Source organism: Candidatus Arsenophonus phytopathogenicus (assembly GCF_056113345.1).
Window position 1 is genome coordinate 16,400 of the sequence record NZ_JBUIOB010000020.1, and the last position, 18,357, is coordinate 34,756.

30 protein-coding genes and 1 pseudogene are annotated in these 18,357 nt (G+C 38.5%); 9 read left to right on the forward strand and 22 right to left on the reverse strand.

Annotation, left to right across the window (positions count from 1 at the left end):
* Positions 1-23: 23 nt before the first annotated feature.
* Positions 24-227, reverse strand: a complete 204-nt coding sequence (locus tag AC01GB_RS17900) for a hypothetical protein (RefSeq protein WP_474452967.1) — start codon at positions 225-227, stop codon at positions 24-26.
* Between the two features lie 130 nt (positions 228-357).
* A complete protein-coding gene (locus tag AC01GB_RS17905) occupies positions 358-738 on the reverse strand; it encodes a hypothetical protein (RefSeq protein ID WP_474452968.1) in 381 nt (126 codons plus the stop codon).
* A 235-nt stretch (positions 739-973) separates the two neighbouring features.
* On the opposite strand from AC01GB_RS17905, the gene AC01GB_RS17910 reads away from it, so the two are divergent.
* The 4 genes from AC01GB_RS17910 (at position 974) to wecB (ending at position 4,841) form a co-directional block, all read left to right on the forward strand.
* Positions 974-1,219 carry a hypothetical protein gene (locus AC01GB_RS17910; RefSeq protein ID WP_474452969.1) on the forward strand — a complete coding sequence of 82 codons (246 nt, stop codon included), beginning with the start codon at positions 974-976 and terminating at the stop codon, positions 1,217-1,219.
* Between the two features lie 295 nt (positions 1,220-1,514).
* Positions 1,515-2,339, forward strand: a complete 825-nt coding sequence (locus tag AC01GB_RS17915) for a glycosyltransferase (protein WP_474452970.1) — start codon at positions 1,515-1,517, stop codon at positions 2,337-2,339.
* Positions 2,340-2,388: 49 nt separating this feature from the next.
* Positions 2,389-3,714: a glycosyltransferase family 2 protein gene (locus AC01GB_RS17920; RefSeq protein ID WP_474452971.1), complete on the forward strand. Its 1,326-nt coding sequence runs from the start codon at positions 2,389-2,391 to the stop codon at positions 3,712-3,714.
* Entirely contained in the window at positions 3,711-4,841 is a 1,131-nt protein-coding gene (gene wecB / locus AC01GB_RS17925; protein ID WP_474452972.1) for a non-hydrolyzing UDP-N-acetylglucosamine 2-epimerase, read from the forward strand. The genes AC01GB_RS17920 and wecB overlap by 4 nt, the downstream gene beginning before the upstream one ends.
* Positions 4,842-5,542: 701 nt before the next feature.
* Here the strand turns inward: wecB and AC01GB_RS17930 are convergent.
* Positions 5,543-5,620 (reverse strand): annotated as a pseudogene (locus AC01GB_RS17930) (tail fiber assembly protein); the annotation flags it as partial.
* Positions 5,621-6,007: 387 nt separating this feature from the next.
* Between AC01GB_RS17930 and AC01GB_RS17935 the strand changes: the two are divergent.
* The gene (locus AC01GB_RS17935; protein ID WP_474452973.1) at positions 6,008-6,613 is read left to right on the forward strand and encodes a recombinase family protein; all 606 of its coding nucleotides are present in this window, start codon (positions 6,008-6,010) and stop codon (positions 6,611-6,613) included.
* Here the strand turns inward: AC01GB_RS17935 and AC01GB_RS17940 are convergent.
* Entirely contained in the window at positions 6,558-6,776 is a 219-nt protein-coding gene (locus tag AC01GB_RS17940) for a hypothetical protein (protein WP_474452974.1), read from the reverse strand. The two genes, AC01GB_RS17935 and AC01GB_RS17940, sit on opposite strands and share 56 nt — an antisense overlap.
* Positions 6,777-6,782: 6 nt before the next feature.
* Positions 6,783-6,977, reverse strand: coding sequence for an Rpn family recombination-promoting nuclease/putative transposase (locus AC01GB_RS17945; protein WP_474452975.1), 195 nt, complete (start codon positions 6,975-6,977; stop codon positions 6,783-6,785).
* Positions 6,978-7,176: 199 nt separating this feature from the next.
* Here AC01GB_RS17945 and AC01GB_RS17950 point away from each other — a divergent pair, with 199 nt between their 5' ends.
* A complete protein-coding gene (locus AC01GB_RS17950) occupies positions 7,177-7,635 on the forward strand; it encodes an ATP-dependent DNA helicase (RefSeq protein WP_474452976.1) in 459 nt (152 codons plus the stop codon).
* Between the two features lie 108 nt (positions 7,636-7,743).
* On the opposite strand, the gene AC01GB_RS17955 is transcribed toward AC01GB_RS17950, so the two are convergent.
* The 4 genes from AC01GB_RS17955 to AC01GB_RS17970 all read right to left on the reverse strand — a co-directional run bounded on the left by AC01GB_RS17955 (position 7,744) and on the right by AC01GB_RS17970 (position 9,839).
* Positions 7,744-8,793, reverse strand: coding sequence for a hypothetical protein (locus AC01GB_RS17955; protein ID WP_474452977.1), 1,050 nt, complete (start codon positions 8,791-8,793; stop codon positions 7,744-7,746).
* Positions 8,794-8,954: 161 nt separating this feature from the next.
* Entirely contained in the window at positions 8,955-9,155 is a 201-nt protein-coding gene (locus tag AC01GB_RS17960) for a hypothetical protein (protein ID WP_474452978.1), read from the reverse strand.
* Positions 9,156-9,176: 21 nt separating this feature from the next.
* On the reverse strand, positions 9,177-9,365 hold the full coding sequence (locus AC01GB_RS17965; RefSeq protein WP_474452979.1) for a hypothetical protein: 189 nt from the start codon (positions 9,363-9,365) through the stop codon (positions 9,177-9,179).
* A 123-nt stretch (positions 9,366-9,488) separates the two neighbouring features.
* Positions 9,489-9,839: a hypothetical protein gene (locus AC01GB_RS17970; protein WP_474452980.1), complete on the reverse strand. Its 351-nt coding sequence runs from the start codon at positions 9,837-9,839 to the stop codon at positions 9,489-9,491.
* Between the two features lie 378 nt (positions 9,840-10,217).
* Between AC01GB_RS17970 and AC01GB_RS17975 the strand changes: the two genes are divergently transcribed.
* Entirely contained in the window at positions 10,218-10,445 is a 228-nt protein-coding gene (locus tag AC01GB_RS17975) for an HU family DNA-binding protein (protein WP_474452981.1), read from the forward strand.
* 290 nt (positions 10,446-10,735) lie between these two features.
* Here the strand turns inward: AC01GB_RS17975 and AC01GB_RS17980 are convergent, their stop codons facing one another.
* The 3 genes from AC01GB_RS17980 to AC01GB_RS17990 are packed head-to-tail and all read right to left on the reverse strand — an operon-like array spanning position 10,736 to position 11,983.
* Positions 10,736-10,900 carry a hypothetical protein gene (locus tag AC01GB_RS17980; protein WP_474452982.1) on the reverse strand — a complete coding sequence of 55 codons (165 nt, stop codon included), beginning with the start codon at positions 10,898-10,900 and terminating at the stop codon, positions 10,736-10,738.
* 3 nt (positions 10,901-10,903) lie between these two features.
* Positions 10,904-11,833, reverse strand: coding sequence for a type II secretion system F family protein (locus AC01GB_RS17985; RefSeq protein WP_474452983.1), 930 nt, complete (start codon positions 11,831-11,833; stop codon positions 10,904-10,906).
* A 12-nt stretch (positions 11,834-11,845) separates the two neighbouring features.
* Positions 11,846-11,983, reverse strand: coding sequence for a hypothetical protein (locus tag AC01GB_RS17990; protein ID WP_474452984.1), 138 nt, complete (start codon positions 11,981-11,983; stop codon positions 11,846-11,848).
* A 132-nt stretch (positions 11,984-12,115) separates the two neighbouring features.
* Between AC01GB_RS17990 and AC01GB_RS17995 the strand changes: the two genes are divergently transcribed.
* Positions 12,116-12,439 carry a hypothetical protein gene (locus tag AC01GB_RS17995; protein ID WP_474452985.1) on the forward strand — a complete coding sequence of 108 codons (324 nt, stop codon included), beginning with the start codon at positions 12,116-12,118 and terminating at the stop codon, positions 12,437-12,439.
* A gap of 240 nt (positions 12,440-12,679) precedes the next feature.
* Here the strand turns inward: AC01GB_RS17995 and AC01GB_RS18000 are convergent, their stop codons facing one another.
* The 3 genes from AC01GB_RS18000 to AC01GB_RS18010 all read right to left on the reverse strand — a co-directional run bounded on the left by AC01GB_RS18000 (position 12,680) and on the right by AC01GB_RS18010 (position 13,652).
* A complete protein-coding gene (locus AC01GB_RS18000) occupies positions 12,680-12,820 on the reverse strand; it encodes a hypothetical protein (RefSeq protein WP_474452986.1) in 141 nt (46 codons plus the stop codon).
* Positions 12,821-12,831: 11 nt separating this feature from the next.
* Positions 12,832-13,269, reverse strand: a complete 438-nt coding sequence (locus tag AC01GB_RS18005) for a secretin N-terminal domain-containing protein (RefSeq protein WP_474452987.1) — start codon at positions 13,267-13,269, stop codon at positions 12,832-12,834.
* 200 nt (positions 13,270-13,469) lie between these two features.
* Positions 13,470-13,652: a hypothetical protein gene (locus AC01GB_RS18010; RefSeq protein ID WP_474452988.1), complete on the reverse strand. Its 183-nt coding sequence runs from the start codon at positions 13,650-13,652 to the stop codon at positions 13,470-13,472.
* Between the two features lie 237 nt (positions 13,653-13,889).
* Here AC01GB_RS18010 and AC01GB_RS18015 point away from each other — a divergent pair, with 237 nt between their 5' ends.
* Positions 13,890-14,807, forward strand: a complete 918-nt coding sequence (locus AC01GB_RS18015; protein ID WP_474452989.1) for a polysaccharide deacetylase family protein — start codon at positions 13,890-13,892, stop codon at positions 14,805-14,807.
* Here AC01GB_RS18015 and AC01GB_RS18020 read toward each other — a convergent pair.
* The 7 genes from AC01GB_RS18020 to AC01GB_RS18050 form a co-directional block, all read right to left on the reverse strand.
* Complete coding sequence (locus AC01GB_RS18020) at positions 14,780-15,289, reverse strand: Rpn family recombination-promoting nuclease/putative transposase (protein ID WP_474452996.1); 510 nt, start codon at positions 15,287-15,289, stop codon at positions 14,780-14,782. The genes AC01GB_RS18015 and AC01GB_RS18020 overlap by 28 nt on opposite strands.
* Positions 15,290-15,307: 18 nt before the next feature.
* Positions 15,308-16,279 (reverse strand): hypothetical protein, encoded by a 972-nt coding sequence (locus AC01GB_RS18025; protein WP_474452990.1) that lies wholly within the window; start codon positions 16,277-16,279, stop codon positions 15,308-15,310.
* 200 nt (positions 16,280-16,479) lie between these two features.
* Entirely contained in the window at positions 16,480-16,725 is a 246-nt protein-coding gene (locus tag AC01GB_RS18030; protein ID WP_474452969.1) for a hypothetical protein, read from the reverse strand.
* Between the two features lie 48 nt (positions 16,726-16,773).
* A complete protein-coding gene (locus tag AC01GB_RS18035) occupies positions 16,774-17,265 on the reverse strand; it encodes a recombinase RecT (protein WP_474452991.1) in 492 nt (163 codons plus the stop codon).
* Complete coding sequence (locus tag AC01GB_RS18040) at positions 17,214-17,789, reverse strand: hypothetical protein (protein WP_474452992.1); 576 nt, start codon at positions 17,787-17,789, stop codon at positions 17,214-17,216. The genes AC01GB_RS18035 and AC01GB_RS18040 overlap by 52 nt, the downstream gene beginning before the upstream one ends.
* 71 nt (positions 17,790-17,860) lie before the next feature.
* Positions 17,861-18,088 carry a hypothetical protein gene (locus AC01GB_RS18045; protein WP_474452993.1) on the reverse strand — a complete coding sequence of 76 codons (228 nt, stop codon included), beginning with the start codon at positions 18,086-18,088 and terminating at the stop codon, positions 17,861-17,863.
* A gap of 70 nt (positions 18,089-18,158) precedes the next feature.
* A partial coding sequence (locus tag AC01GB_RS18050; RefSeq protein ID WP_474452994.1) for a hypothetical protein occupies positions 18,159-18,357 on the reverse strand: 199 nt, incomplete at its 5' end.

An 18,357-nucleotide genomic window follows, 5' to 3' on the forward strand; every position in this document is an offset into this window, starting at 1 on the left:
GTCTTATAAACGCACCAGATAGTTTACTGGTGCGTTTTTTTGTCGTTATTTTTATCAAATGCTCCGTCACGAACAAGTTTTTCCCTGAATGCTTCTAGTATATAAGGAGTCATAAGTAAACTGGTTGTGTTACTATTTTTCAGCAATTCATATGCTGCCCATAGGTCTTCTGGAATTTGAAGATTCTTAGGCTTACGCCTGACTTTTTGTTTTTTTATTTGATTCACATGCTAATGGAATGCTATGAGTCTCAACTGATTTTGTCGCTATTTCTTGCAATGGTGCGTTTCTTGAAATATTAGAAAGCCGAGAAAGCCTGTCTTTTTTTGATGTCATTTAAATACCTATTAAATATTTTTAATGTACATTTTTAATCACTGAGCGAAGGTCTAGAAAAAGAGAACGCATCGCATTGCCTGCTCTACCGTTTCGGGATTTTATGTGTTCGACAACTCCAAGTCCGGCGCCGAATTTTTCTGGTACAGATTTATCAAGAGGGATAACCGGATCCAAACGAACCAAATTATCAAATTGCTTAAGATAGTTATCGATGTCTTTAAAATTTATCCGTGGTGGATGAACTTTGTTAAGTAGAACATGCGCTATTTTGTTTACGCCTATTTCCCGTGATATTTCTTCCAATACTTGACTAAATTCTTGCAACCCTAAAATGTCAGAAGGATCATCATTGACTGGAGAAAGTCTTAAATCAGCTGCTGCTACTGCTGTTCGAGTCAAGCCAGAATCAAAACCACCACAGTCGACTAATACACTCTTCCTTGCGCCTCTGAGCTATTTTCGATGTTTGAGGTATACGAAGAGCTCATCTGAAAAAACCGTCAAAACAGCTCCTGATGCGCCAAAAAAACTATCATTGAGGGATGTATTTCGGGATCGCACAAAAAACTCAAGAAAAATGCAATAAGCAGTAGTAGAATTACCGCGGTCAGATCAAATTTAGATCAACTAAAAATTGGAAGCTGCATTAATCGGTCTCGACGATGCTACCGACGAAAAAAGCCTTGCTGAAATTGTTGAGCATTGTACAGTATTGTCCGCCGAGCTGTCTGAGGACGAAAAAACACAACTCCGTGAAAAAATTAAAGCGACCAAAAATCGGTTAATTCCAGACAAAAAAGATAGTGAAGTATGGATGGCAAAGCTAGCAAACGGCACAGGCGACGCTTGGCGATTTCCAGCCGGTGAAATAGGAGGCTGAGAAAAAAGCGAAAGAGATGGGCGCGGTGTTGTAAAAACCAAGCCCGTACCGATTTAGCCCGAGTCATTAGTAGTAAAACATGTATGCAAATATAAAATGGAAGTACTGTCACTATCAGTAAGAAAGTGGCGCTGTCCTTCCTGTGAAAATATTCACGATCGCAATGTAAATGGCGGTGAGTTTAAGCTTGAGCATATCTAGAACACTTACTACAGAAAGAAGATGTCTAATCGTTATATGTGAATATCTTTTCTGCATACCGGATAACCTTTAGGTACTGTGAGGATAGAGTATTATGTCTCATGATTTTACTGCTTTTATGGTAGTAACTAGGAACGATGATGCTGAATATTTCAGAGTAGCGTTATTATCTCTGCTAAATCAGTCTATGAAGCCATCAGAGATATTGATCATTGATAATGGCGGATTAACAGAACAACATTATGAAATCATTGATAGTGTAAGCGATGAATTTAATCTTAACCTGATGAGAATAGAAAATCTAAGCTCGATTGGATATGCGCGGAACATTGCGCTAAATGCTGCCACGTATCCCATTATTGCTGTGGCAGATCCTGATGATGTCAATGAATTTGATAGATTTATAAATATTATCAATGAGTTAAATGATCGTGTGAGAATGGTGGGATCTTGGATGAGAGAATTTAGTTACGAGGTTCATGACAGAAAAATCATTCGTAAAGTTCCATGTGCTTATGTAGACATTATCCGCTATGCCAAACTTAGGTCACCTGTTAATAATCCGACTATCTGTTATTTCAAAAAGGATGCTTTAGAGGTAGGAGGGTATAACACATCTTTAAGTTTTGGCGAAGATTATGACTTAGTGATGAAATTTATTAGAAAAAAAAAGATAATTTTTAATCTTCAATGTATTACTGTTAATTTCAGAGCTGGTGATAAAAAAAGACTTTACCAAAAAAGAAGTGGGTTATTTTTGCTAACACAAGAGATAAAACTGCATTGGCAATTTTTTAAAAGAAGGGATATTTCTCTATTGTATTTTTTCATGATCATAACCTTGAAAATGTTTTTTAGGTTATTACCTCGTAGGGTTTTTGATTTTTTTTATATTAAGGTTTTAAGAAAAAATGAGTGATTATTTTGTTAATACTATATTATTTATTCTACATATAGTGATATTTTTTATGACGTGGTATTTGTTTGCCTTGTCTTCCTATACTATTTTTTTGAGTTTTTCTGGTTTTGTTAAAAATAAAAAAGACTATCCCGATTGCCCTCATGAAGCTCGCTTTCTTATTCTCGTTGCTGCTCATAATGAAGAAGTCGTTATCGGATCAACACTTAATAATCTAAAAAAAATTGAGTATGATAAAAAATTTTTTGATATTTTAGTGGTTAATGATAACTCCACAGATTGTACAGGAATTATCTGTGATAGCTATGAAGTAAAACATATAGACACTATTGAAGGCGAGTTTGAACGTGAAGGCGTGGGCAAGCCTGCAGCTATTCAGTACGCTCTTCGCAAGCTGGGTTTTGAAAATGTTAAAAAAAGGTATGATTTGATCATGGTATTGGATGCTGACAATTTTATTGATAACAATATCCTCACCGAAATTAATTCTCAATGGGTATCAAAGGGAAAGCCAGAAGCTATACAGGCTTATTTGGATTGTAAAAACTCTACGTCTCTTCTTTCTTTTGGTTACTGCACATCTTACTGGATGATGAATCGATTTTTCCAGTTATCAAAATATCGACTAGGTTTACCTAATTCAATTGGCGGAACAGGATTCGTTGTATGTAGTCATTTCCTGATAAATAACGGAGGGTTTAATTTTAAATCGCTTACTGAAGATATTGAGCTTGAAATTGAAATTGTGCGCAAGGGGGGGCGGGTGTTGTGGAATCATAATGTGCGAGTTTATGATGAAAAGCCAGACAATTTAAGAGTAAGTATCAAACAACGATATCGCTGGTCAAAGGGGCACTGGTATGCGGCTTTTACTAACTTTTTTGGCTTGTTAAAGTTGACATTTACTGAGCGTAAATGGAAATACGTCGATCAATTACTTTATCTGTTCTCTATGGGGCGAGCTTTACAGGCTTTTATTATTTTTATGAACCTTTTTCTATTGGGCTTTATAAAGGATAAGTCCACTCCGGTGATTGATAATATTAATTCAACAATGGACATTCTTACAGTGAAGGATGCGACACTTACCAATAGTGTGATAATGTGGTTTGTCTCAATAGACTGGATAAGCCTTATTACTAATCTAAATATTGTTACGTTAATATCTATGGTTTATGGTATGTTAATTTTACCTATTTACGGAGCATGGATGGATAAAGGTATTTTTCTTAATCCTTTTAAAGTTTTGTTTTCTGGATTGTATTTTGGACTCTCGTTTATAATTGTTCAATTTTTAGCTATTTTTAGATGGAGAAAACAACATAGTTGGGTAGTTACTCCGCATAACAAAACAAAGAAGGAAGAGCATAAGTGAAGAAGGTTTTATTTATTTTCGGCACACGTCCTGAAGCCATTAAGATGGCTCCTCTTGTCATTGAATTCAAGAAAAATCCAACTATCGACGTTAAAATTTGTGTTACGGGCCAGCATCGAGAAATGCTTGATCAAGTGCTTCACTTTTTTAAAATCGTTCCTGACTATGATTTGAATATCATGAAGAGGCAACAGAGCCTTGGTGCCATTACATGTTCCATTTTAACGAGCCTCGATGAAATTCTGGCAGAGTCCATGCCTGATCATGTCTTTGTTCATGGTGATACCACTACTACATTTGCAGCGTCTTTGGCTTCCTTCTATCAAAAAATAAAGGTGTGGCATATTGAGGCGGGGATGAGAACTTGGAATATGGAATCACCTTTCCCTGAAGAGGGAAACCGACATCTAACTAGTAAACTAGCTTTTTTCCATGCGGCACCTACATATCAGGCTAAAAATAATCTTCTTCGTGAAAATGTGAATAAAAAAAATATTATTGTCACTGGGAATACCGTCATTGATGCTTTGTTAATAGGAATCAAAAAAATAGAAGAGTCAAGCAGTAGCTTTCTAGAAATTGCCAAGTTGAAAACCCAGTTAAATCTGCATAAAAAAATTATCTTAGTGACTCTACATCGAAGAGATAATCAGGGGGAGATTTTGCGAACTATCTGTGATGATATTAAACAGTTGGCGCAAGAACACGATGATATCGAAATTGTCTTTCCTGTTCATATGAGCCCACGTATCCGTGATGTAGTCAACGATAAACTATCTGGAATGGTCAATATTAAACTAATTGAACCATTGGCATATCCGGGGTTTATATGGTTAATGAATAATGCTTATTTCATTCTGAGTGATAGCGGTGGGGTGCAAGAAGAAGCTCCTAGCTTAAAAAAACCTGTATTGATAGCTAGAGATACTACAGAAAGACCAGAAGTTATTGATAACGGAGCAGCTATGTTGGTTGATCCCCGCATCACTAACAACATCTATTTAAGTTGTAAGAAGCTACTTTTGGATGAGGATCTTTATGCAAAAATGAGCCAAGCTGGAAATCCATTCGGGGATGGAACTGCGAGCAAAAAAATTCTCGATTACTTCATATCGATGGAATTATAGGTAACTGCTGAACGGGAAAAAATCATCTTGATGTCTAAGAATTTTAGAACTTTTTCAACAAAAAGTTAGCCTGTATTTTGAACAGAATAACCTCGCAAAAAAGGTGATTTCTCTGTTTTTAGTCGAAGAAATATTCGCAACCAAGAATTAGCTGATACCAAAGAGCGCGGTCGTTACGTAAAGAGTTCCCTTGTACCTATCAGATCAGGTGCTACCGTTGCTCTAATAATTAGAAAACACCATCTCACACGCAACTAACTACTAATTGTCACCGATCATGAAAAACTGATCCACTTTGCCAATTTAAGCGGCTCCATCCTCAAAAAATGTTCAGAGGAGCCGACCTAAATCCAACATGAAAGATGACTCAAAGTACACTCATATTGAACCTGCCACATCATTGACATCCCTAAACCAAAAATCGGCTTAGCAGTTGGCTGGCGAGGTTTTATGCGGTATGCCAGTAATGAGGTTCGCTTCACTCACGTATCGGCGAAATGAAACTTATGATAACTTTATAAGTATTTTTTTCGCCTTCCATGCCTACGGCATAAAAACCATAAAGAGAATTGGGTGGATCAATTAAAATTGATTGTATTTAGCTAAAAAGTGGATCAGTTTTCGGTGATCGTTGACACTAAATTTATTAACAACTTCCTACAATGCTGCTAATAGGATCCCCATTGATAGGTCTATTGTATCTATTCCGGTTTTTTCGGCCAGTCGATATCAGGCGCATAAGATACATCAACGCGGTTAACATCAACTCTATATCTTTTCCATACTAAGAGTGGAGTTACGCTTCATACCAGCGAGCGTCATTTCCCCAACGCCAAATCAGCATAACTGTCAGTAGATTGATGATTTGATTTTTTTCGCCGTGCTAAACGTCGCAAATTACCCTCAACATCCGATTCGTTGACTTCTCCAACTATCTGACCAGCTTCGTCATAACGAAACGCGCCTAATTGGATAAGTGCGCGATAATCAGAATGATGATCAATAACTGCCTAAACAGGCTAGCAAACTCCTTCTGGCTATTATATAGGTAAGCCCTTTTTCCCTCGTTTTCGGACACTTATAAAAAGAACTGTACAAAAATAGGTTAAATTAATTTTGTACACCCTGTATAATAAGTACAAGAATTTCGTACAGGAAAAATAAAAATGTCACGTGTTTTTGCCTACTGCCGAGTATCCACTTTAGAACAAACCACCGAAAATCAACGCCGAGAAATTGAAGCAGCCGGATTTAGCATTAAACCGCATCGAATAATTGAGGAAAGTATTAGCGGTTCGGTTGCTGCTGGTGAAAGAAGTGGATTTGTCAGATTAACCGATAGATTGGAGCCTGATGACATTCTTGTTATCACAAAATTAGACCGATTAGGGAGGAATGCAATCGATATTCGCAAAACAGTTGAAAACTTAGCCTCGGTAGGCGTTAAAGTTCACTGTCTCGCGTTAGGCGGCGTAGATCTCACCAGTCCAGCCGGAAAAATGACAATGCAGGTGATTTCTGCTGTGGCAGAGTTTGAACGGGATTTGTTAATTGAGCGAACTCAGGCAGGAATAACGAGAGCAAAATCGCAGGGTAAAAAGCTTGGTAGACCTCGGTCACTGGACGACAAACAAAGAGAAGAAGTGATATCTCATTTAAAAAGCGGTCAAAGTATCAGTTCTCTTGCCAAAATCTTTAATACGACTAGACAAACGATTATGCGAATAAGAGATGCGGAATTTTCCACGGCAAAATCTGGGGTTCCGGCGTAGAACCCCTAGCAAAAGAATTTGGCGGATCCCGCCCACTAAAACAATCTAGCCAGTACGGGTGATGGCTTTTGTCACCACAGTAAAACAGGAGGAAAACCGAGTTGGATCTCTCTTTGTGTAGGGCCTCTAAATGCTTCTGTATAGCAGCCATGTTGTAGCGCATAAGTCGCTATGCCATGAGCTTGTCCGGTAACCAGATATCAAAGAAGTCTTTTGCCGTCTCTTTTTCACTTAAAAATTGTTTGGATATACTATCGTGTGGCGTTGGAGTAAATTTTTTAGTCATCCGATATTTCCAATGTTCGCTAGCGTCAGATTGAATTATGATAAACAAACAGGCTATATAAATACGCTGTATATTCATCAAATAATCCAGATTTAGTTAAAAACATGTCCCTATTTGCTCAGGGAATTTTTTAGACTTTTCGAACATTGTGCCCGTCTCTTTAGATTTTTTGTTTATGCATTCGGAGGGTATTGAAGATATAAAAAATAAACTTCTAAATATCATCTTACATCGAATACCGATACGCTTTATACTTGATCCGGTTAGGGATATCCAAGTGTTAACTGCAATGAATAGGGGCGGAATTGGCGCACATAGCATTAATGACATGTTACAATCTCAGCTTAATAATAATGACACTTCCTCGAAAGTGACCCGTTATGGCCGGACGTTTTCTTTGGGTGATAAAGTCATTCAATTAGTGAATAATTATGATAAAGATGTTTTTAATGGTGATATCGGAATTATTACTTTAATTGATACGACTGAACCTGAAGTGATCGTCAATTTTGATGGCATAACAATCCGATATGATTTTAATGAGCTTAATGAGATATCCTTAGCTTATGCAACAACCATTCATAAGAGTCAGGGTTATGAATATCCTTGTGTTGTGATGACGATAGCCATGCAGAATTATCTTATGCTTGAACAAAATTTAATTTATGCCGGGGTCACCAGAGGTGAAAAATGGTGGTTATCATTGGACAAAAGAAAGCGCTTAGTCTCGCTATAAACAAACAGGAAGAACTAAATTAAACGAAAAACATGGTTATTGGCACGATTAAAAATCGCGCTCGATGAATCATAGTGCTTTTTTAACTATAATTTTTTTTACCCATATTTAGAAAGAATGCCGTCGATATAAGGGAAATGATTTTACTATATTTGAGTCATTTTGTTGTTCATCTGAAGATGTCGCTGATTTCTTAAACTGATTAATTAATGTGTCCATTTTTTCTTTCAACTCGGTCAGATCGGTCATTAATGTATTAACATCCTCTTTCAATCCACTAATCTCGTTTTTCATTTCAGCGTTCTGTTTTTCTATTGAATTACTTTGTTCCTTAACTTTTTGAAATCCCTGTGATTGATTTAATCCCAACTCATAAACCGATTTGAACATTTTATTATTCCTTAATTCATTTAAATGAGTATATGTTTTAGAAAGTATAGTGTTGAATTCACCCCATTTATCGCGGTGAGAACTTATTTTATATTGTTTGTGAGCCTGATATAGGTTAAGTGCAATACCCGAAAAGCCAGCAGCGGTTGATATTCCAGACCCAATCATATGTAAGAGAGAACCACTGATTAGACAAGGAGCAATAAAGGGTAAGGAGAAAACCAGTGCTCCTACTAACAAGCCTGTTAAGCTCAGTGAAATGCCTATTAAGGAAAATATCAGATATTTTTTTGTGGTTGATTCTGGCGCTGTTTTTTCTTTTAGTTTTTCTATTTCCATCAGACAGTTATGTAAAATATCTAATGTTTCATCGATATTATTGAATTCTTTTCTAATCTGATTTTCGGTAGGGGTTACTGTTTTATGCAAGACTCCAAAATGTTTAATTAACTTGCCTGTTACCCCGGTAAGTAAGGATTTTAACAAGGGCAAGTCGATATCTTTAAGCCTGTTTTGACAAGCTCTTAAGTCCTTATGAAGATCAGGATATTCTTTTTCTGAAAAAAGGGAGAAATAAGTTCCTTCTATGATGTAATCTCGCATTTCTCTGAAACTATTCCATAACAGTTCTTCAGATTTTTTAGTAGATTCATTGATCATTTTCTCTTGAGATGTGTTGATTATTTCTGTTGAATTGGTTGATTTATTAGATAAATTACCACCTGGTTCATATACTATCTGTGAAGATGAATTAGTAACTGAAAGCATCTTTTATGTCCCCCTAATCGATGTCTACTTTTATTTATTTTTATAACCCCCATTCTACGTTATTCCATTAGGAAAAACATCAGGTCAAGACAGGAATAACAAACTTGGCGTCTATTTAAGGTGTTTATTATAAAATAAATTTATAAGTCTATGTGGTTAGATTAATCACCGTACTCTTTTTCTTTAATTTTTTGTTTATCTGCATGATGCAAAATATTGACCTCATCGTTGGCATTCATCAATTTTTCGCCATCAGTATTCTCAGGAAGCGTACTCTCTTCATCTTTAAGTAATGTATCATTGATGTCAAAGGTTAACGTTTTGTCTATATTAACGGAAAGACTTTCTTCTGGTGTGAACACAAATTCGTTAAGTTTTGCTGTTTACTGCATAATTTCTACTACGATGGTATTATCAGTTTCTATTTGTTGTATTAAGATTGGTAACTGGTCAGCCTGATAGGATTTGGGTTCGACAGTCTCATCGCCTTTCTGGAGAATTATGTACCTACGCTCTTTAGTGCCCTGATAACTGGATCTTTCAAAATCAATATTGCCCGCATAAATCCCCACTGGCAAATGGTAGTTGCCGCGGTGAATGCCGCTTTCATTGACTGCGGGTAATAAGATTTCAGGGGGGTTTATTGAGGGTGTTTAATCTTCCTTCCTCTGCGATGACTGGGTCTACTTTTTTCGCTAATGCGGTTTGGGTGATAACTTTGCTTTGTTCCCACACGTTTTTTCACTCACTGCGCGTTGGTCATCCTGACATTTGATAAAATCATGGGCTGAAAAGCGATCACCGCTATGGTTTTCAATGTATTTTATCCATTTCTCAGCATCGTCCAGATAAACCTGTACATGGGCTTTACTACGTGAGAATTCGACATAGGTATTATCAAGTGCGGCCAGTTTCGCCTTATTGTCGCTTGCACCATCATACACAATCACATAAGGCACGGATGCACCTTGTGAAGTATAAGCGGTAACTGCATAGGTATAATCAAGATGCCGGTTGAAATACCCAAATATTTCAACCGCTTGCATTTTGGGATTTACGGACGTAAATATTTTTTTTATTTTAAAATCAAAAGATTATTTTATCTTTTTTTCTTTAACTCTTTTAGCTTATACATAACTATATTTAACCGAAAATTTTTCCCACTCTCTGTGGATAGCTTTCCTTCCAACAAAAACCCTAAACTCCAAAATATATTAATACTAAGTGAACTGATTTATTTAGATGTTAGGGTGATATTCCGCTTCCTCGTCTGCTCACTCGCTTCTCTCGGTCACAGACTTGCGGCGAACGGAGGGGTCTTAATTTAAAAGATTTTTTGAGTTAATTAACCTGAAACATTGCGCTATTCAGTTGCTACAGCTAGCATTTATGAGTATTAACGTATCGATTAATTCAGGCACAACATGAACAAAACAGATTCAGAGAAGGCACTTAACGCATTCATTGAAACCGCGACAGAAGCGTTAAAGGCTGGCAATGATATACAGCTAGTTGGCTTTGGTTGCTTTCAAGTTAAACAAAGAGCAGCCAGAGATGGACGCAATCCAAAAACAGGCGAACCCCTTAAAATTGCTGCTGCAAGCGTACCAAGTTTTAAAGCGGGTAAAACGCTGAAAGAAGCAGTCAAATAACTGACTGAAAAACATGTACGAATTAAAGCACCTGTACAGAACACAATATAACTATTTTCGTACAGGTGTTTTGTAGAGCGTCCGAAACCGATTTTGAACAACAAAGAACATCTATCAGAAATTAAAAATCGTTAAATCTAATAAATTTTGAAAATCAAAATAGAAACCCCATCACAAACCCCTTTAAAACGCGTTTTAATCTATTATGAGCGTTTTTATCGATAAAATAGTTATTCAAACAGCTAAAATTTTATCGTCGCTCACAATGTGTTTTAGGAGATTTTTAGTTTTTAGGTTTCAGGAAAGAAAAGGCCAACCGCAAGTACAATAGCGACGGCAATAATTGCCAGTACCCCCATCATTTCCAGACTTAAAAAACCACCGTGAAGCGTTGACGTTTTTTTCATACTTTCCTCTTTGGTGTGTTGATTAAATGCCATTGAATTGTTTTTCATTGCTTACCCCATTTGATTGACCATGGTATTTAAATCGCGACTGCCTAATAACAGCAGCATATAAGCGAATACCAATAAAAAGCACAACGCGGTTAACCAAAGCGCTTTTTTCTTGACCTGTTTAATGGTGATAGCCAACCAACGGTCAGCATAACGCTCAAGGTTGTTTTCTGCCCCCGCACCTTCGGTTAATAGCATCATTTGATTGACGCAATCCCGTGAGGAAAAGTGGTAGCCGGTACTTTTTAAGACCATCCCCAGATGTTCGCCTTGCCGCATATAATGTCGCGTTTCATTAATACGCCTTTCCAGCCAAGGGATGGCGGTTTCGCCAAGCATATTGACCGCCTGCATGAACGGGATATTGACGCGCAGTAAGTCGGCGATATTCAGCAAAAAGTAAACGCCCTGCACGGCACGATACACTGACCACGGCGGCAGGTTGTCGGCAATTTTTCGATTGACCCAATGCCCCATTGACCAGACAATCAGGGCGGTGAGTGCCACTAGGCCAAACAGCAGTAACCACTCAAAGTTAACAATAAATTCAGAAAGGCCGGTTAACAGGCTTAAAGGTCCATCCCATTTTTCACGCGACACCAGTCTTGCCAGTTTGGGGATAAACTTTTCACAGAACATATGCATCATCAGCACCACGATGCCCAGGAGAAAACAGGGGTAGCCCAATGCGACGAACAGCGCGGAGACTATCGTTTTCTTGCCCTCCACAATTTGGCTGGCACGACGCAAGGCATCGGAGAGCTTGCCGGAAAGGATACCTGAGCCAATCAGGTTGGCTTCCTGAACCGGCATCCATTCGAGCAGTACCTTTTCAAAATCGCCTTGCCCCTCATCCAGCGCTGACAGGCAATCGGTCAACAGCACCGCATAGGGATGATGTTTACGGCCAAAATCGGTGACCACGTTACGCATATCGATAAAGACTTACTGCAACGATTTGTTGTTATCCAGCAAAAAGGCCAGCATGTCGTAGAAGGCGATGCGGTCTTTGGCGGAAAAGGTTTTCTGGTATATCCATCTCGCGGTGACGGCAAAAATGGCTGACGGTAATGAGCGAAACATGATATTTATCTCCCATGAAAATGGATAAATTAGGCCGTTATTTAATATTTAAGGGGTGAAATCATTTGGCGAACCAAACAATTTATTGATTGTCTATAAAGTTAGTTATCTTGCACATTAAAAGAGGTTTTTATGAATGTCAGTCAAATAATAAACCCATCATACTTTTATGAAAAAGATGATAAAGATTTAAGCTATTATGGAAATGCAAAGGTTGATAACACGCTAAAAACAGTGCTCGATGCAATCAGTTATCTTTCTACGCGTGTTAGAGATAGTTCTAACTTAACGCTAACACCTAAAAAAGCAGGTGAGATTCTTAATCTAATTAAAGAAAATAAAGTTGATTTTTTTGAGATCAAAAATAGAGTCAATACTCGTGAAGATTTGATCTTAGTAAAAAAAATAGCAATGCGACCAGATAAATATGAAGAGCTATTCTCTATAAATAATTAAATATCCTATTTTAGCCGTTATTTCAATTTCATATTGGCAGTAACGTATAACTGTCTTCATCAATCGGACAAATGAAGTACGCGGCCAGTGGGTCAACTTCTCCCGCATGGATGTAGTGCAGAAGGTGATGATTACGGGTAATACCGCCAAGCGTCCGATACCAGTAGGTTTTTTACAGCGACAACGGGATTTTTTGCCAGCGTTCGACAGGCGTTAATAAACGGCATCAATCGCGGTTAGTCATACCACGGCGAGCACAGCGCCGCCAAAGGCTTGACTGAGCGACAACTCTAAACGGCCATTGTTAAAAACGGCGTTCCAGTCCAGTCCTAACTGGTCTTTTTGCCGTTTTTCAACACTCAATACTTCAATATTGAGCACCACCCGCCGATCTAATGTCTGTGGTGGCGCTCCTCAACAAAGCGCTCAACCGTATCCAGCACCCGTGGCACATCAGTGACAGTCAGATTACCGGCAGACAGGAACATACGCCCCATCCCCGGTGTCAGCATCGATTTTACCGCCCCCTGTAAATCGGCATACAGGGATGATTTTATGGTGGTTGAGGTGGATTGTGGCGTGGTAGCATCACCACTCAGCGCATTGCCGCTCACCACTCTGGATTGGTAATCGGTCTGTGAATCCATGAAAATCACCGTAAATGACCGGGTTTCCAGCGCGTAGATAACTATCTGTCCCGATTCATAGCGCCACGACACACCAAGGCGACTGGCAATGGTGTCAAGCAGCCCGGACAGCGGGCCGTTCCAGTAAAGCCCGTTCAGATTCGCGCCGGTGTTAATCACAGCAGGCGCAGAGGATGATGCCATCCCGATGGCAGGAATCGCCTTTCATCTGCTGGGTCTGTCCGCCAGAGACGCCGCCCAATAGCGTTAATGCATCTGGCGTGACGGAAACGGGAATACGGCACACGCGGGTAATACGTTCAGAGACGTCATGCAGGCTGAGTGAACCTTGCCGGTTAAGGGTAATGGTACAAGGTGGTGTGGCTTTTTTTATCGTCGTCCGGTCAATTATCGGCGTGGTATTCACCCACTGCCGGGGTGATTCGCGTAATACTGGTGATGGCGAGGTTAATTTTTTCATCTGTCGCCTCACTGTTTTTCATGTTTTGATTAATGCGGTCAATACTGGTACAGCCAGACAATGCCAGCACCACCAGTAAAGGCGCAGCAGAAAAAATCGCTCGCATGGGATATCCTTTGATAAATGAAATGCGTTATTTACGAGAAGGAGGAATAAGATGACATCACATGTTGCGCTTTGCGCAATCGCGATCCCTCCATCGACTGAAATCGAGAGTTTCCTTGCTGGGGCACGATGAAGCGGAATTCTATTATTTCGTTGTGTAGAGATGTTAATGCGATTTTTGGGGTAACTAACAATGAGCGTTAAATGCAACATTCTAACCACATTCATTATGATATTTATGTTTTTATCAAAAAGTCATGCTCAAATCGCCATTGATGACTATAAAAATATTTTTATTCCTATGTATAATTTAAAGGGGGAATTAAAAATAACTATTCGTAGTTATTTTTCCAATAACGATATGAATTATTTGCTAGTTGATCCGGTAACGCTTGTCACTGAAACGGAGAAAGCGGTAAAGTTAAGCCACAGAAACCCCTTAAAAGATAATCAATCGGGTTACTTCACCACTAAAGAATTAGAGAACACCAACTATTTTAAAGCATTAAAAACTTACTCATCTCCTCCGTATCTTTTGCAGAATTATGGGTTGACGCATTCTGATCGTATTAATGGTATGTTTCTTAGTGTTGACTTATGCCCCTCAAAGAGGTTTTTTGAAAGAGATTTATTTAGGCGCTTGTTAGCAATTGCTGATGAACATAATAAAAAATTTCCTATCGCCATCGCCATAAGTGGTTTATGGATACTTAATCATCAGAAAGAATTTAACTGGTTAATTAAAAATGAAAAAATTTTAGATATAACTTGGGTGAATCATTCGTTTAGTCACCCATACTTTAAAGGCAAACCATTTAATGAAAACTTTTTGTTGTTTCCGGGAATAGACATGAAAAGCGAAGTATTAATGACTGAGAAACTTTTATTGCAACATAATCAGGTTCCTTCAATATTTTTTCGATTTCCTGGGTTAGTTTCAAATGAAATGACAGTGAAAGAATTGAATAAGCTAGGTTTAATCCCTGTCGGTAGTAATGCTTGGTTAGCGAAAGGGGAGCATCCTAAATCAGGAAGTATTGTTTTGATTCATGGCAATGGAAACGAGCCGTTAGGTATAAAGATAGCATTAAAATTAATTAACCCCAACATCAATTGGTTGCCATTGAATTACATCTTATCAGAGAATGAGCAATAAAAATATGAAACACAAAAACTTTCATCTCCTCGCCTAATTAATATAAACAATCGCACCATCTGGGATACGTGCCGGTAAGACAACCTGCATATCCCGCCCACTAAAGCAGTCCAGCCAATCAGTACTGTACGGATGAGGGCTTTTCTCACCACAATAAAACATGATGGTAAAAACGAGTGGTGTGACCAGCCTCTAAATGCTTTTGCATGGAAGCCATGCTGTAGCGCATGATTCTCCATGCCATGAGCTTGTTGATGATCAATGAGCAGATAGATATAATCTTGCCCCTTTTCTGTTTTGACAGAATACAAGATATCACTCTGGTAATTTTTCATTTCACTATCAACAAATGAGCCAGATTCCACTTTAAGGCTATCTAAGTCACACAGCGGCTTAATCTCGTCAGGAAGCCAGATGTCAAAGAAATCTTTAGCCGTCCCTTTTCCACTTAAAAACTGTTTAAAAACCGCGGTGGGGTGAATTTTTTATTCATTTAAGATTTAAGCGTACTTTCCAACATACCGATATGCTAATGGATAGTTTTCACTATTCTCTAAAATAAAATTATCTATTTCTTTGAGTAACTCTGATTTATCAATATTTTTTTTATCTACTTTTGCGTAAATATCACCATTTATTGGCCCTTTGTAATATTTATTAGATGAAGTTTCTGATGAATTAAATTGAATATTTTCATAAATAGGCTCATTTCTTTGATTATATGGTTCAGAATATATAGGTTCATTTCTTTGATTACGTGGTTCAGAATATATAGGTTCATTTCTTTGATTACGTGGTTCAGAATATATAGGTTCGTTATTCAATTCATAAGGATTGGCATAGATATTTAAATCATAGAATTCCTTTATCTCATTATTAAATTCTTTAGCAAGGTTTTCTTGTGTATTTATTTTTATTTCGTTAATTGATTTTAAAAAATCATTCATCCAATCGTCAGTTACTTCTATTTTTTCTTTGTTATTTATAATATTTTCAATAGAAAATTGAATTCGCTCGTAATATTTATTTAATGAAAAATGGTTTTTATCAATTGCGTCTGTTTTTTCTATAGAATAAATATCCCTTCCAGTATTACCATAGCGCAATTCAATTTTGTCCATAACATCTTTAATGGAAAAGGAAAAAGTATAAATGCCATCTTCGTTTGGAGTAATAGATGCCTGAAATCTATCCTGATAAACGGGATACGCCATTTCCTTAAGTTGGTAAAATGCAGTCACTTTTTTTAAAATGGATTCAGTATCAGGTTCATCATTGTCATGTGTTAACACATAAATTTTTTCCAGCGCTTCACTTGTATTAGTTCCACAAAACCAATCTTTAATTTTTTCCCATATGCCAACATGTGTGGCTTCATCTTTTGATGAAGCATTAATAGCGCGTTGGACGTCTTCATGGTTAAGCGTTCTATTGAATGAGAATAAAGAATTACCTTGAATAGAGAGTGGCATAATAGCTCCTTTTGGCCTCACATTTGTTTTTATTATTACAAACAAACAAAGTATAGTAAATACGCTATATAATTCATTAAATAATCCAGTTTTAGTTTAAAACGCGCCCCTACTTGCTCAAGGGCATATTTCAATAACTCGGACTAAACCGGGATTTCTTCCGTTATTCGAGCACCGCGCCCATCTCTTTCGCTTTTTTCTCAGCCTCCTATTTCACCGGCTGGAAATCGCCAAGCGTCGCCTGTGCCGTTTGCTAGCTTTGCCATCCATACTTCACTATCTTTTTTGTCTGGAATTAACCGATTTTTGGTCGCTTTAATTTTTTCACGGAGTTGTGTTTTTTCGTCCTCAGACAGCTCGGCGGACAATACTGTACAATGCTCAACAATTTCAGCAAGGCTTTTTTCGTCGGTAGCATCGTCGAGACCGATTAATGCAGCTTCCAATTTTTAGTTGATCTAAATTTGATCTGACCGCGGTAATTCTACTACTGCTTATTGCATTTTTCTTGAGTTTTTTGTGCGATCCCGAAATACATCCCTCAATGATAGTTTTTTTGGCGCATCAGGAGCTGTTTTGACGGTTTTTTCAGATGAGCTCTCGTATACCTCAAACATCGAAAATAGCTCAGAGGCGCAAGTAAGCCGTCTAGCTAGGCGGTGTATGACGGTTTTGAATGCCATTCTGTCGCACCACTTTACCCGCGGGCTTGGGTTGCATTTTGCGCTTTGTACCGTATCGCGTATTTTTTCCACGTCAGCGCGACTCATCACTTCAACAACCAATTCACCGCTATTGAGTTTTGCGAAGGCATAGACTTTCACCATTTCATCACCCTCAACAAACGCCGGACGGTGGGTTAAGTGTTCGCCGTTCTCGTCAATCAAATACTCAAACTCGTCTTGCGAATAGACAACCTTTGCAATGATATTGGCTACTTGACCGGATTGACGGGCGCGCTTGATAACGCCGTCCACCATCGGCATATAGACGGCTTTTTCACAAACTGATTGTTGGCTTTGGTACTGCGAACAACAAGAGCGGCTTCTCGTCCGTCTGGCATAAGCCCGTCTTTGGTTCTCAAATCCACTTCTGGCGCACAAAGGTATTGCATTTCAAAGCACTCAGGCTCTAAAATAGCCGAGTGAAGAGCAGTACCAATCAAGAGCGCCCCTTGCTTGCTCTCCCTGCTTGGGGCGTTTTTGTACCAGTCTAGCGCACCCAATCCTCCACGTTGCACCAACCTGATTTGCGTACTCGAATAGCCGTTTGCCGCATGATAAGTGCTATTTTCGAGGCGACGAACAATAAGGCTTTCTGTGGGTTTTAACGCATCAACACAGCCGTTTAACATCTCAAGCGTGATACCTTCACCGCCCATGATTTTTCCGTTAACAGGCGGAAAAGCAGAGAAGATAGAGTTGTCGTCAATGTTTGTGATGACCGAGTGCATTAACTCCTTTTCTTCTGTACAATTATTAACCACCCCTTCAAGTGCGACATTTGTCACACTTTTTTCCACTTCTCCCACGTTTTCCACAGACATAACGACAGATTCAGTGGATAACTCTGTTGATTGGGTTAACAACTCATTATTTTTCTAAAAATAAAAAATATTAATATATATTTTTTAATTTCTCTTAAATAGATATTTTTGCCTACTTCCTGCATTTTCACAGACAACAATTCACGCAGTTCGGTATATTGCTCAAAAAGCTCTGGCTCTTCCGCTGGTATGGCGAGCAATTCATCTGCATCTCGAATTTCGCCTTCGTCGTATTCTTCCTGAATCCCAAATATCGTCAGCAAAGCGCAAAACTGATCTATTTCCTGTTCTTCGGTAACAGCCGTCTGTTTTTCGGTATTAGCAAGATATTCATCAACGCGGATTTCTTCCAGACGAGGCGACTTGTAAAAACAGCAGTTTTCGTCTCAGATGCGATATAGACATACGAGGTTGTTTTGCCCTTCTCGTGATCAACGTTGGTGATAAGAGTTTGCCACAGTGACAACAGGTAAAACGAACATCAGGGCGACCCTGATAGGCGCGCCGAAATCCGGTGAGGGTATAGGTGTAT